At 62.8% G+C, this 11,982-nt stretch carries 14 protein-coding genes; 5 read left to right on the top strand and 9 right to left on the bottom strand.

Annotation, left to right across the window (positions count from 1 at the left end; all coding sequences use genetic code 11):
* Positions 1 to 5 precede the first annotated feature (5 nt).
* The 9 genes from NCS00_RS09485 to NCS00_RS09445 all read right to left on the bottom strand — a co-directional run bounded on the left by NCS00_RS09485 (position 6) and on the right by NCS00_RS09445 (position 6,444).
* Complete coding sequence (locus NCS00_RS09485) at positions 6 to 590, bottom strand: LOG family protein (protein WP_250439963.1); 585 nt, start codon at positions 588 to 590, stop codon at positions 6 to 8.
* Complete coding sequence (locus tag NCS00_RS09480) at positions 591 to 1,337, bottom strand: TetR/AcrR family transcriptional regulator (RefSeq protein ID WP_008341915.1); 747 nt, start codon at positions 1,335 to 1,337, stop codon at positions 591 to 593. It abuts the gene before it with no gap.
* A 144-nt stretch (positions 1,338 to 1,481) separates the two neighbouring features.
* Complete coding sequence (locus tag NCS00_RS09475) at positions 1,482 to 2,036, bottom strand: diacylglycerol kinase (protein ID WP_034473049.1); 555 nt, start codon at positions 2,034 to 2,036, stop codon at positions 1,482 to 1,484.
* Positions 2,033 to 3,064 carry a glycosyltransferase family 4 protein gene (locus tag NCS00_RS09470; RefSeq protein ID WP_034473050.1) on the bottom strand — a complete coding sequence of 344 codons (1,032 nt, stop codon included), beginning with the start codon at positions 3,062 to 3,064 and terminating at the stop codon, positions 2,033 to 2,035. The genes NCS00_RS09475 and NCS00_RS09470 overlap by 4 nt, the downstream gene beginning before the upstream one ends.
* A gap of 29 nt (positions 3,065 to 3,093) precedes the next feature.
* Positions 3,094 to 4,056: a UDP-2,3-diacylglucosamine diphosphatase gene (locus NCS00_RS09465; RefSeq protein ID WP_250439962.1), complete on the bottom strand. Its 963-nt coding sequence runs from the start codon at positions 4,054 to 4,056 to the stop codon at positions 3,094 to 3,096.
* A gap of 67 nt (positions 4,057 to 4,123) precedes the next feature.
* Entirely contained in the window at positions 4,124 to 4,645 is a 522-nt protein-coding gene (locus tag NCS00_RS09460; RefSeq protein WP_008341911.1) for an RDD family protein, read from the bottom strand.
* Entirely contained in the window at positions 4,642 to 5,409 is a 768-nt protein-coding gene (locus NCS00_RS09455; RefSeq protein ID WP_250439961.1) for a DUF3106 domain-containing protein, read from the bottom strand. Before NCS00_RS09455 ends, NCS00_RS09460 begins: the two co-directional genes overlap by 4 nt.
* 28 nt (positions 5,410 to 5,437) lie before the next feature.
* Complete coding sequence (locus NCS00_RS09450; protein ID WP_034473052.1) at positions 5,438 to 5,884, bottom strand: DUF3619 family protein; 447 nt, start codon at positions 5,882 to 5,884, stop codon at positions 5,438 to 5,440.
* Positions 5,881 to 6,444 (bottom strand): RNA polymerase sigma factor, encoded by a 564-nt coding sequence (locus NCS00_RS09445; RefSeq protein ID WP_244807436.1) that lies wholly within the window; start codon positions 6,442 to 6,444, stop codon positions 5,881 to 5,883. Before NCS00_RS09445 ends, NCS00_RS09450 begins: the two co-directional genes overlap by 4 nt.
* 423 nt (positions 6,445 to 6,867) lie before the next feature.
* Here NCS00_RS09445 and NCS00_RS09440 point away from each other — a divergent pair, with 423 nt between their 5' ends.
* The 5 genes from NCS00_RS09440 (at position 6,868) to pssA (ending at position 11,944) form a co-directional block, all read left to right on the top strand.
* Positions 6,868 to 8,631 (top strand): acetolactate synthase 3 catalytic subunit, encoded by a 1,764-nt coding sequence (locus NCS00_RS09440; RefSeq protein WP_008341907.1) that lies wholly within the window; start codon positions 6,868 to 6,870, stop codon positions 8,629 to 8,631.
* 108 nt (positions 8,632 to 8,739) lie between these two features.
* Positions 8,740 to 9,231 carry an acetolactate synthase small subunit gene (ilvN, locus tag NCS00_RS09435; RefSeq protein WP_008341906.1) on the top strand — a complete coding sequence of 164 codons (492 nt, stop codon included), beginning with the start codon at positions 8,740 to 8,742 and terminating at the stop codon, positions 9,229 to 9,231.
* Between the two features lie 65 nt (positions 9,232 to 9,296).
* Positions 9,297 to 10,313, top strand: coding sequence for a ketol-acid reductoisomerase (gene ilvC, locus NCS00_RS09430; RefSeq protein ID WP_008341903.1), 1,017 nt, complete (start codon positions 9,297 to 9,299; stop codon positions 10,311 to 10,313).
* A gap of 106 nt (positions 10,314 to 10,419) precedes the next feature.
* Positions 10,420 to 11,064, top strand: coding sequence for a phosphatidylserine decarboxylase (locus NCS00_RS09425; RefSeq protein WP_250439960.1), 645 nt, complete (start codon positions 10,420 to 10,422; stop codon positions 11,062 to 11,064).
* A 13-nt stretch (positions 11,065 to 11,077) separates the two neighbouring features.
* Positions 11,078 to 11,944 (top strand): CDP-diacylglycerol--serine O-phosphatidyltransferase, encoded by an 867-nt coding sequence (gene pssA, locus NCS00_RS09420; protein ID WP_008341899.1) that lies wholly within the window; start codon positions 11,078 to 11,080, stop codon positions 11,942 to 11,944.
* Positions 11,945 to 11,982: the final 38 nt, after the last annotated feature.

The following is an 11,982-nucleotide window of genomic DNA, read 5'->3' as shown; positions in this document are numbered from 1 at the left end:
GCTCCTCAGACGGCGTTACGTTTTTCGGACCACTTGTCGATCGCGGGCGGCGTGTAGGTCTTCAGCTTTGCGATCATCTCGCCGGGTTCGGCTGCGACCTGAATGAAATCCAGATACGCCTCGCGCATGAAGCCTTCGTCGACCGTATGACACAGCATCGCCATGAGCGGATCGTAGTAGCCGTTCACGTCGAGCAAGCCGACCGGCTTCTGGTGATAGCCGAGCTGCGCCCACGTGTAGACCTCGAAAAACTCCTCGAACGTGCCGACGCCGCCCGGCATCGCGACGAACGCGTCCGACAGATCGGCCATCTTCTTCTTGCGCTCGTGCATGTCGGGCACGACGTGCAATTCGGTGAGATCCGTGTGGCCCACTTCCTTTGCGAGCAGCAACTCGGGAATCACGCCGACGGCGCGTCCGCCCGCGGCGAGCACTTCATCGGCGATGAGTCCCATCAGCCCGACGCGGCCGCCGCCGTAGACGAGCGAGAGATCGTTTTCAACGAGCGCGCGGCCGAATGCCTTGGCCGCTTCGGCATAGACGGGGCGGGCGCCGGTCGCGGAGCCGCAATAAACACAAACTGCCTTCATTTATCTGGAATCCTTCGGTATTTCGGTCTTCGACGCGTTCGATGCGTTGGACGCGTCTTCGCGCGGCGGCAGGAAATCCGCATACTCGCGCTTTGGCAGCTTACCGGAAACGAGATCGTCGAAGAGCTGACGCGAGCGTCCGCGCAGATACGGCGCCATGATCGAGATGATATGCAGGCTCGCCTGATGCAGTTCCGTGCGGATCGCTTCCTGATCGTTGTACTTGCGCGGATTCATCACGTACTGATACGACAGCCAGTACGTCGCGATTACGCCGATGTTCGTCGCGATCACCTTGATCTCCTCGGGCGTCGCGACCATTTCCTGATCGGCCACGAGCGCCTCGCACAACTGGCTCGCGAAGTGCACCTTGTGCGTGATGATCTGCTTGAAGTGCGTTTCGAGCGTGCGGTTGCGCGCGAGCAGATCGTTCAGGTCGCGATACAGGAAGCGGTAAGTCCACAAGAAATCCGCCATGTATTGCAGATACGACCACATCTCGTCGATCGTCGGGCGATGATCGTCCGGAAAGCGCAGACGCTTCTGAATCTGCTGCTCGAACTGCGCGAAGATGCTGTTGATGATGTCGTCTTTGTTGCGGAAATGGTAGTACAGGTTGCCTGGACTGATTTCCATCTCCTCGGCGATGGTCGTCGTGGTGACGTTCGGCTCGCCGATATCGTTGAACAACTTCAGCGACAGCTCGAGTATCCGTTCGCGGGTGCGGCGGGGTGGTTTGGCTTCCATGTCGTCCGACCTTGGGATCGGGCCGCGAGGGCTCGGGATGAGCGTTCGCGCGGCCGCTTCCGTTGCTATTTTTGAGAATATCGGACGATTATAAACCGGTCGTTCTGCGGCACGGACGCGAGCTTTGAGCGCACGAATTCTCTTTTATAAGATACGCGCGAGCCAAGCGGATGCAAACGGCCAAAGAATCAGACCCCAGGTAATGACGCAGACGCCGAGCGCGACCATCACCGCGGCGCTGCCGAAATCCTTCGCGCGCTTTGACAACTCGTGACGTTCGAGCGATATCCGGTCGATGGCCGCCTCGACGCTCGAATTCAGCAACTCGACGATCAGCACCAGCAGCACGGACGCGATCAGCGCCGCGCGCTCGACGGGCGCGACCGGCACGAAAAGGCTGCACGGCAGGAGGATCGCGGCGAGCGTCAATTCCTGACGAAACGCGCTTTCCTCGCGAATCGCGACGCGAAAACCGTACAGCGAATTTTTCATCGCGTGCCACGCGCGCGTGAAGCCGCGGTTGCCCTTGTACGGATTGAAGGGCAGGTCGTCGGGGCCGAGCGGCTCGGGCGGCTGCGCGGACGTTTCGTCGATGTCTTCGGGGTCATCGTCGAAGGGATCGCGCGCGCGGCCCGTCGCGGACGAAGCGCCTCGCGCGTTCGCTTCGGCCCGTTCCTGCGCCACGGCGTGTCGCGTCATGCCGCTGCCCGGTCCGAGCTCGCGGCGCGCGGCCCGAACTGGCGCAGATGCGATGCGAACTGCTCCGAGGCCGCGCGCCACGAGAAGCGTTCGGCCCACGCGCGGGCATCGGCGCGTTCGATTTTCAGCGCCTGCAGGCAGGCTTCGTGAAGGTCGTCGTCGAGCGCACCGGGGCCGTTTTCGCCGAGCACGTCGATCGGGCCCGTCACCGGATAGGCCGCGACCGGCGTGCCGCAGGCCATCGCTTCGAGCAGCACGAGGCCGAAAGTATCGGTCTTGCTGGGAAACACGAAGACATCCGCCGCCGCGTAGACCTTCGCGAGCTCCGGCTGCGACAGCACGCCCAGATAGTTGACGTTCGTATAGCGCGACTTCAGCTCCGCGAGCGCCGGACCTTCGCCCGCGACCCACTTCGAGCCGGGCAGATCGAGCTTGAGAAACGCCTCGACGTTCTTTTCCACGGCCACGCGCCCGACGTACAGAAAGATCGGCCGCGCCGTGTTGAGCACCTTCGACTCCATCGGATGAAAGATGTCGAGATCGACGCCGCGCGTCCACAGCACGACATTCGTGAAGCCGTATTTTTCGAGATCGCTCTTGACGACGGGCGTCGGCGCCATCACCGCCTGCGAGCCCTTGTGGAACCAGTGGAGGAAGCGATACGTCAGCGCGAGCGGGATGCCGAAGCGCGCCTTCACATACTCCGGAAAGCGCGTGTGGTACGCGGTCGTGAACGGCAGCTTGTGACGCAGCGCATACGCGCGCGCCGCGAGTCCGAGCGGACCTTCGGTGGCGATGTGCAGCGCGTCCGGCCCGAACGCGTCGATGCGGCTCGCGACGCGCTGTCCCGGCATCAGCGACAGGCGAATCTCCGGATAGGTCGGGCAGGGAATCGTTCTGAACTCGAGCGGCGTGAGCAATTCCACGCGATGTCCGAGCGCGGTGAGTTCCTTCGTCGTCTGCGTGAGCGTGCGCACGACGCCGTTGACCTGCGGTTCCCATGCGTCGGTAACGATCATGATCTTCATCGGCTTTGGCCCCGTTGGTTCGTTCGTGGTCAGACGGTCGCGCGTGCTTTCGCCGGCTGCGCTTCCGGCGAGCGCATCACCGTCCAGTAGACGATTTTCAGTTCGCCGTCGTAGGTTTCGACGAGCGCCGAGAGACTCTCGACCCAGTCGCCGTCGTTGCAGTAGAGAATGCCGTCGATGTCGCGGATTTCGGCCTTGTGGATGTGCCCGCACACGACGCCGTCGCAGCCGCGGCGGCGCGCTTCGTCGGTCATCACGCGCTCGAACTGCGAGATGAAGTTCACCGCGTTCTTGACCTGATGCTTCAGGTATTGCGACAGCGACCAGTAGTTGAAGCCGAGCTTCGTGCGCACGCGATTGAACCAGCGGTTGAGCAGCAGGATCATCGTGTAGGCGGTGTCGCCGAGATAGGCGAGCCATTTGGCGTGCTGGATCACGCCATCGAAGAGATCGCCGTGTACGATCCATAGACGCTTGCCCGCGAGCGTCGTGTGAAAGGCTTCGCCGCGAACGTGGATGTCGCCGAACGCGAGATCGCAGAACTGGCGCGCCGCTTCGTCGTGATTGCCGGGGATGTACACGACCTGCGTGCCCTTTCGCGCCTTGCGCAGGATTTTCTGCACGACGTCGTTGTGCGCCTGCGGCCAGAACCAGCCTTTGCGAAGCTGCCATCCGTCGATGATGTCGCCGACGAGATACAGATACTCCGACTCGTGGTGCCGCAGGAAATCGAGCAGATACGGCGCCTGGCAGCCGCCCGAGCCGAGGTGGATATCGGACAGCCAGATCGTGCGGTATCGATGCGGCTCTCCGCCAGAATCGGCGATGCCGTCGTGCTGGCCCGGCGACGCGGATTCGGACCCGAACGATTCCGTGGACTCCGATCGCAGCGCGAAGGGACCGGTGCGCAGTTCGTTATTGCTGAAGCTGAAGGGAGAGGGCGGGTCGATTGCCGGTCGGGCGGACGAGTTGAAGGCCATTGGCTCGCGCATCGGGTTTCGGTATGCGCATTACGCCTTCCGGCCGTGACCGAGCCGTGACAGTCACGAGAAGTTCTTATTACTTGACAACGGATTGCGCGGGAACGATGCGCGTGCCGGCGAGGCGGTCATGGAGAAATTGACGCGCCGGATCGAGCCACACGGCGGCGGCCCACAGCGCGACCCACGCGGCGAAGACGGCGAGCGTCTGCGGCACGGCGAGCGAGAAGAGCGGGTGCAGCGCGAGCGGCGGCAGGAACCACAGCCACGCGAGCGCGTAGCGCGCGAGCGCGCGGGCGGGTTTGACGGGTTGCCCGCGCGCATCGACGAGTTTGAGGCGCCAGGTTTTCATCGGCAGGGTCTGGCCGCCGTGCGTCCAGAAATACACGAAGTAAGCCGCGAGGACGATGCCGATCCACGACATCAGCCAGTTGTGATGCGTGAGACCGTTGCGTTGCTGCGTGAGCGTGCTGAAGAGATAACCGGCGAGGAACACGACGCCGAAGAGAATGACGCCTTCGTAGAGCATCGTCGCGAGCCGGCGGCGCAGTGTGGGCGCGCGCATCGGATCGACGGTGGCCACTGCCGGCTGCGCGCTCACGAGCCGTTGTACATCGAAGGCGCCTGCTGCGGCGATACCGGAATCGGCGTGGCCGGCACGATGCTCGCCGCGTTCGGAATGGCGGGTTGCGCCGGCGCGCCGGAAACGGGCACTGCCGGCGCGGCCGCCGCCGCCGAACTGCCGTCCGCGTGGCCGCCGACGTGTCCCTGCTCGCGCGCCGCGACGAGCCGGTTGATGTCCTTCACTTCCGTCTTGCCGGTGGGCGGCGCGGAAACGATTGTCGGACGGCGCGTGTGCTCGCTCGCGGCCAGCTTTTTCTTCTGTTCTTCCGAGAGCTTCTGATACGCGTCCCACGCCTTCTCGCGCTTTTCGAGCGGCACCGACTTCGAAACCTGATAGTTCTCGCGCGCGACCTTGCGCTGGTCGGGCGTGAGCCGCACCCATTCTTCCATGCGCTGATGCAGATGCTTCTGCGCGTCGGGCGACATCCGATGGAACCGCGACGCGATCCTGAGCCACTTTTTCTTGCGCTCGTCGGAGAACGAGTCCCACTGCGTGGCGAAGGGCGCGAGCGCAACGTGCTGCGCTTCGGTGAGATGACTCCAGGAGATCGGGCTGTCGGACGACAGCGCCGCGAGCGGCGATGCGTTCGAATCGGCGGGCGTGCCGGAACTGCCGCTCGGCGCGGCGGCGGACGACGGCGCTGCGGCGGTGGAATAAAAGCGCGGATAAGTCGCGGCGAACGCAACCAGACCCGCAATCGCGCAACTAAAGACAATCGCGAGACCGCGCTTGTAACTCACCCGGAAATTCCCCCGCTGTTTTCAGTGCTTAATGATTGCGCGTCAGATACGCGTTGAAACCGTGATCCAGATAGGCGTCGATGGGCAGGCTGTCGCTCATCATGGCCGCGTCGATGTCGGCCAGTTCCGCCTTGCGCTGCTGATCTTCCCAATACGCGATGCCCGCAATCCCGATGACGAGCGCCGCGAGCGGCCACGCGAGTCCGAGGCCGCCGAGCCGCGCGAGCAGCCCTTTTGCGCCGCGGCCGTTATCGGCGCCGCCCGCGTCGAGCGTGCCTCCGGCGAACGCCGGAGCGAAGGCGGGCGCGGTCATCGCGACGGCCACCTTCTCCGGCTTCTTGCGCGCGATCGCGGCGCGGCGCGCATCGCGCAGCCGGTCGACGGCGGCAGCCGGAATGTTCAACGTGCTTTCATCGAGTGCGCGCACGACTTTCAGCGCGAACTCGTTTTCCTTCGTTTCAAGAGTGGAACTCATAGCGTGATCCCTTTGGCTTTCAGGGCTTGCGCGAGTGCATGCGTAGCGCGTGAACAGTGCGTCTTCACGCTACCCTCGGAGCATCCCATCGCGGCGGCCGTCTCGGCGACATCCATATCCTCCCAGTAACGCATGAGAAAAGCTTCTCGTTGACGCGCGGGCAGTTTCTGGATTTCGGCGTCGATCAGATTCAATACCTGCTCGCGCTCCAGACGGTTTTCGCTGCTCTCGCTGCTCGCCGCGCCGTCCTCGGATTCGAGGGTTTCGAGCGGGTCGAATTCGTCGTCGTCCGCATTGCCGAAGGACGAAAACAGGCTGACCCAGGTGTTGCGCACCTTTTGGCGACGAAAATAATCATGCGTCGCGTTCTGAAGGATACGCTGGAATAAAAGGGGAAGCTCGGATGCAGGCCGGTCGCCGTATTTTTCCGCCAGCTTGATCATCGCGTCCTGCACGATGTCGAGCGCCGCGTCGTCGTCGCGAACGGTGTACACGGTTTGCTTGAACGCGCGTCTTTCGACGCCCGCCAGGAAGTCGGCGAGTTCCTTGTCTGATGCCATCCGTTGGGGACCCGGCGCAACGAAGCTGCGTCCGAAGTTGCGTCGATGAGGATCGTGGAGTTCTAGGAAAACCTGCGAATCCTAGCAAAGTTTCGCCGCATCCGGAGCGGATGAGAGCTTTTGTTGCCATTTGCCGCCCGCACTCGACCGGTCGAATGCGCCCCGGACAGCCTCTCCCCGTAAAGGAACTTTCGCGCCGCAACGGCGCAAAATCAGCGCGCACGCCGCGTTCGGTAACTTTTTGCTTGACCGCCCGCGCGCGCCGCTGTTACATTTTCTGACTCGCATCATCAGTGAAATGTCTGCTTTGAGGCGAGCCCAAGAAGCACGCCAGTCAAACCTAGACGCGCCGCTTGAACCCGAGCCACAAGCCCGGCAGAGAGCACCCGATCAATTTTTTGCCGAAAATTCGAAAGGTGATGAATGAACATGCCCAGCGCGGAATTCTCCACGTCGGATACGACTCCTCCTCACGAAGCTGACTCCATCGGCGCCACCGTGCTCATGCGCGCATTGGCCGATGAGAACGTCGAGTTCATTTGGGGCTATCCCGGCGGCTCGGTACTCTACATCTACGACGAGCTGTACAAGCAAGACCAGATTCAGCACATTCTCGTGCGCCACGAGCAGGCCGCCGTGCACGCCGCCGACGCGTATTCGCGCTCGACCGGCAACGTCGGCGTGTGTCTCGTGACCTCGGGCCCGGGCGTCACCAATGCCGTCACCGGCATCGCCACGGCCTACATGGATTCGATTCCGCTCGTCGTCATCAGCGGGCAGGTTCCGACCGCGGCCATCGGTCTCGACGCATTCCAGGAGTGCGACACCGTCGGCATCACGCGTCCATGCGTGAAGCACAACTTCCTCGTGAAGGACGTGCGCGACTTGGCCGAGACCGTCAAGAAAGCGTTCTACATCGCGCGTACCGGCCGTCCCGGCCCGGTGCTGATCGACATTCCGAAGGACGTGTCGAAGGCGCCGTGCAAGTACGAGCCGGTCAAGAGCGTGTCGCTGCGTTCGTACAATCCGGTCACGAAGGGCCATTCGGGCCAGATCCGCAAGGCGGTGCAGCTTCTGCTGTCGGCGAAGCGCCCGTACATCTATACCGGCGGCGGCATCATCCTCGCCGATGCATCGCGCGAGCTGAACCAGTTCGCCGATCTGCTCGGCTATCCCGTCACCAACACGCTGATGGGCCTCGGCGGCTATCGCGCATCGGACAAGAAGTTCCTCGGCATGCTCGGCATGCACGGCACGTACGAAGCCAACATGGCGATGCAGAACTGCGACGTGCTGATCGCCATCGGCGCGCGCTTCGACGACCGCGTGATCGGCGATCCGAAGCACTTCGCGTCGTCGCCGCGCAAGATCATCCATATCGACGTCGACCCGTCGTCCATTTCCAAGCGCGTGAAGGTGGATATCCCCATCGTCGGCGACGTGAAGGAAGTGCTCAAGGAGCTCATCGAGCAGCTTCAGCACGCCGAGCACGGCCCGGACACGCAGGCGCTCGCGAAGTGGTGGGACGAGATCGAAGGCTGGCGCTCGAAGGATTGCCTGTCCTACGACCGCAAGAGCGAGATCATCAAGCCGCAGTACGTCGTCGAAAAGCTCTGGGAACTGACCGACGGCAACGCGTTCGTGTGTTCCGATGTCGGCCAGCATCAGATGTGGGCGGCGCAGTTCTATCCGTTCAACAAGCCGCGCCGCTGGATCAACTCGGGCGGTCTCGGCACGATGGGCTTCGGCCTGCCGGCGGCGATGGGCGTGAAGATGGCCTATCCGGACGACGAAGTGGTCTGCATCACGGGCGAAGGCTCGATCCAGATGTGCATTCAGGAGCTCTCGACGTGCAAGCAGTACAACACGCCCGTCAAGATCATCTCGCTGAACAACCGCTATCTCGGCATGGTGCGCCAGTGGCAGCAGATCGAATACAAGAAGCGCTATTCCAGTTCGTACATGGACGCGCTGCCCGACTTCGTGAAGCTCGCTGAGGCGTACGGTCACGTCGGCATTCGCGTCGAAAAGACGGCGGACGTCGAGCCGGCGCTGAAGGAAGCGCTGCGCCTGAAGGATCGCACCGTATTTCTCGACTTCCAGACCGATCCCACCGAAAACGTATTCCCGATGGTGCAGGCAGGCAAAGGCATCACGGAAATGCTGCTCGGGTCTGAGGATCTATAACGCGGCTTCGACTCGCGAGGCCCGCGCGCGCCTGTCTTCACAAAGGACATGTGACGCGCGCGGGTTTTTCGGACGAACGCCTCTTCTGGACACATTCGGGAAAAGACAATGAAACACATCATCTCCGTTTTGCTGGAGAACGAACCGGGCGCGTTATCGCGCGTCGTCGGGCTCTTTTCGGCACGCGGCTATAACATCGAAACGCTGACGGTGGCGCCGACCGAAGACAGTTCGCTGTCGCGGCTGACCATCGTCTCCATTGGCTCGGACGACGTGATCGAACAGATCACGAAGCACCTGAACCGCCTGATCGAGGTGGTGAAAGTGGTCGACCTGACAGAGGGCGCCCACATCGAGCGCGAGCTGATGCTCATCAAGGTAAGGGCGGTCGGCAAGGAACGCGAAGAAATGAAGCGCATGGCGGATATCTTCCGCGGCCGCATCATCGACGTGACCGAGAAGACCTACACGATGGAACTGACGGGCGCGTCCGACAAGCTCGACGCGTTCATCCAGGCGCTCGACGCCACGGCGATCCTCGAAACGGTTCGCACGGGCAGCTCAGGCATCGGCCGGGGCGAGCGGATTCTCAAGGTCTGACGCCTTTCCAGTCAAAACGAAGCAAAGTAGCGCAACCAAATTCAACGCACGATCAAGGAACCACCATGAAAGTTTTCTACGACAAGGACGCCGACCTCTCCCTCATCAAGGGCAAGCAAGTCACCATCATCGGTTATGGCTCGCAAGGCCATGCACACGCGCTCAACCTGAAGGAAAGCGGCGTGAACGTGACGGTCGGCCTGCGTAAGGGCGGCGCATCGTGGAGCAAGGCCGAGAACGCGGGCCTCAAGGTGAAGGAAGTGGCCGAAGCCGTGAAGGGCGCGGACGTGGTCATGATGCTGCTGCCGGACGAGCAGATCGCTGAGGTCTACAAGAACGAAGTGCATGACAACGCCAAGCAGGGCGCGGCGCTCGCGTTCGCGCACGGCTTCAACGTGCACTACGGTCAGGTGATCCCGCGCGCCGATCTGGACGTCATCATGATTGCGCCGAAGGCGCCGGGCCACACCGTGCGCAACACGTACACGCAAGGCGGCGGCGTGCCGCACCTGGTCGCCGTGGCGCAGGACAAGTCCGGCTCCGCGCGCGACGTGGCGCTGTCGTATGCGGTGGCGAACGGCGGCGGCCGCGCGGGCATCATCGAAACGAACTTCCGTGAAGAAACCGAAACCGACCTGTTCGGCGAGCAGGCCGTGCTGTGCGGCGGCACCGTCGACCTGATCAAGGCCGGCTTCGAAACGCTGGTGGAAGCCGGCTACGCGCCGGAAATGGCGTACTTCGAGTGCCTGCACGAACTGAAACTGATCGTCGACCTGATCTACGAAGGCGGCATCGCCAACATGAACTACTCGATCTCGAACAACGCCGAATATGGCGAATACGTGACGGGTCCGCGCATCGTCACGGAAGAGACGAAGAAGGCGATGAAGGCCGTGCTGAAGGACATCCAGACGGGCGAATACGCGAAGAGCTTCATCATCGAGAACCGCGCCGGTGCGCCGACGCTGCAATCGCGCCGCCGTCTGACTTCGGAGCATCAGATCGAGCAAGTCGGCGAGAAGCTGCGCGCGATGATGCCGTGGATCGCGAAGAACAAGCTCGTCGACCAGTCGAAGAACTAAATCTTTCGCTAGTCACGCTTTTTGCTGCATCGAAAGCCGCCCGGATGCCCTGTGCGCCGGGCGGCTTTTGCTATCCTACGGTTTTTATAAAACACAGAACTCGTTCATGAACTATCCTCATCCGATCATTGCCCGCGAAGGCTGGCCGTTCATCGCCATCGCGGCTGTCGTCGCCATCCTCGTTCAGGCGATCGGCGGCTTTGGCTTCGCCTGGATCTTCTGGCTGATCGTGATTTTCGTCGTCCAGTTCTTCCGCGATCCGGCCCGCCCGATTCCGACCCAGCCCAACGCGGTGCTGTGTCCGGCGGATGGCCGCATCGTCGCGGTCGAAACCGCGCACGATCCGTACGTGGGCCGCGAAGCGCTCAAGATCAGCGTGTTCATGAACGTGTTCAACGTACACTCGCAGCGCTCGCCGGTGGACGGCGCCATCACGAAGGTGCAGTACTTTCCGGGCGCGTATTTGAACGCGGCCGTCGATAAAGCGTCGACCGAGAACGAGCGCAACGCGGTCGTGCTGCAGACGGCGGGCGGGCATACCGTGACGTCGGTGCAGATCGCGGGCCTCATCGCGCGACGCATTCTCTGCTATGTGCATGTGGGCGAGCCGCTCACGCGCGGCCAGCGCTACGGCTTCATTCGCTTCGGCTCGCGTGTCGACGTGTTTCTGCCGGTTGGCAGCCGGCCGCGCGTGTCGATCGGCGAGAAGGTTTCGGCTTCGTCGACGATCCTCGCCGAATTCGCGGAATAACGCGGAGGATTCGATGGCGGCATTCAAACCGCGCCGTAATCGCGCGAACGCGACGCCTCCGCGCGCGTTCCGCCGCAACAAGGCCGCGCAGGACGTCGGCGCCGTGGAGACGCGGCGCGCGAAGCGGCAGCAGTTCCTCAGAAAACGCGGCATTTACCTGCTGCCCAACGCGTTCACCACGGCCGCGCTTTTTTGCGGCTTCTTCGCCGTCGTTCAGGCGATGAACGTGCGTTTCGAGATCGCGGCCATCGCCATTTTCGTCGCGATGGTGCTCGATGGCATGGACGGACGCGTCGCGCGCATGACGCACACGCAGAGCGCGTTCGGCGAGCAGTTCGACAGCCTTTCGGACATGGTGTCTTTCGGCGTCGCGCCGGCGCTCGTCATGTACGAATGGGTGTTGAAGGATCTCGGGCGCTGGGGCTGGCTCGCCGCGTTCGTCTACTGCTCGGGCGCGGCGCTGCGGCTCGCGCGCTTCAATACGAACGTCGGCGTGGTCGACAAGCGGTACTTCCAGGGCTTGCCGTCACCGGCCGCGGCTGCGCTGATCGCCGGTTTCGTCTGGCTCGCGACCGACAATCGCGTGCCGCTCAAGCTCGTGTGGCTGCCGTGGGTCGCGTTTGCGCTGACCATCTACGCCGGCGTGACGATGGTATCGAACGCGCCGTTCTACAGCGGCAAGGCGCTCGACGTGCGCTATCGCGTGCCGTTCGCGGGCGTGTTGCTGATCGTGGTGGCGTTCGTACTGGTGTCGTCGGATCCGCCGGTCATGCTGTTCTGCCTGTTCGTGCTGTACGGCTTCTCGGGCTATATCTGGTGGGGCTATCTCGCGATCCGCGGACGGCCGAATCCCGCGCGCAGTTCGCAGCGGGAACACTAGGCCTCGACGCTTTCAAACAAAAAAGGCGGCAACCGATG

The sequence above is a fragment of the Caballeronia sp. AZ1_KS37 genome (assembly GCF_023631165.1).
GTDB lineage: Bacteria > Pseudomonadota > Gammaproteobacteria > Burkholderiales > Burkholderiaceae > Caballeronia > Caballeronia zhejiangensis.
This window is presented reverse-complemented; position numbering and strand designations above follow the sequence as displayed.

Excerpts from the sequence above, each read along its gene's own strand:
- NCS00_RS09480 (WP_008341915.1), bottom strand. The coding sequence starts at position 1,337 with ATGGAAGCCAAACCACCCCGCCGCACCCGCGAACGGATACTCGAGCTG.
- NCS00_RS09425 (WP_250439960.1), top strand. The coding sequence starts at position 10,420 with ATGAACTATCCTCATCCGATCATTGCCCGCGAAGGCTGGCCGTTCATC.
- pssA (WP_008341899.1), top strand. The coding sequence starts at position 11,078 with ATGGCGGCATTCAAACCGCGCCGTAATCGCGCGAACGCGACGCCTCCG.
- ilvN (WP_008341906.1), top strand. The coding sequence starts at position 8,740 with ATGAAACACATCATCTCCGTTTTGCTGGAGAACGAACCGGGCGCGTTA.
- NCS00_RS09450 (WP_034473052.1), bottom strand. The coding sequence starts at position 5,884 with ATGAGTTCCACTCTTGAAACGAAGGAAAACGAGTTCGCGCTGAAAGTC.
- NCS00_RS09475 (WP_034473049.1), bottom strand. The coding sequence starts at position 2,036 with ATGACGCGACACGCCGTGGCGCAGGAACGGGCCGAAGCGAACGCGCGA.
- ilvC (WP_008341903.1), top strand. The coding sequence starts at position 9,297 with ATGAAAGTTTTCTACGACAAGGACGCCGACCTCTCCCTCATCAAGGGC.
- NCS00_RS09440 (WP_008341907.1), top strand. The coding sequence starts at position 6,868 with ATGAACATGCCCAGCGCGGAATTCTCCACGTCGGATACGACTCCTCCT.
- NCS00_RS09470 (WP_034473050.1), bottom strand. The coding sequence starts at position 3,064 with ATGAAGATCATGATCGTTACCGACGCATGGGAACCGCAGGTCAACGGC.
- NCS00_RS09465 (WP_250439962.1), bottom strand. The coding sequence starts at position 4,056 with ATGCGCGAGCCAATGGCCTTCAACTCGTCCGCCCGACCGGCAATCGAC.
- NCS00_RS09485 (WP_250439963.1), bottom strand. The coding sequence starts at position 590 with ATGAAGGCAGTTTGTGTTTATTGCGGCTCCGCGACCGGCGCCCGCCCC.
- NCS00_RS09445 (WP_244807436.1), bottom strand. The coding sequence starts at position 6,444 with ATGGCATCAGACAAGGAACTCGCCGACTTCCTGGCGGGCGTCGAAAGA.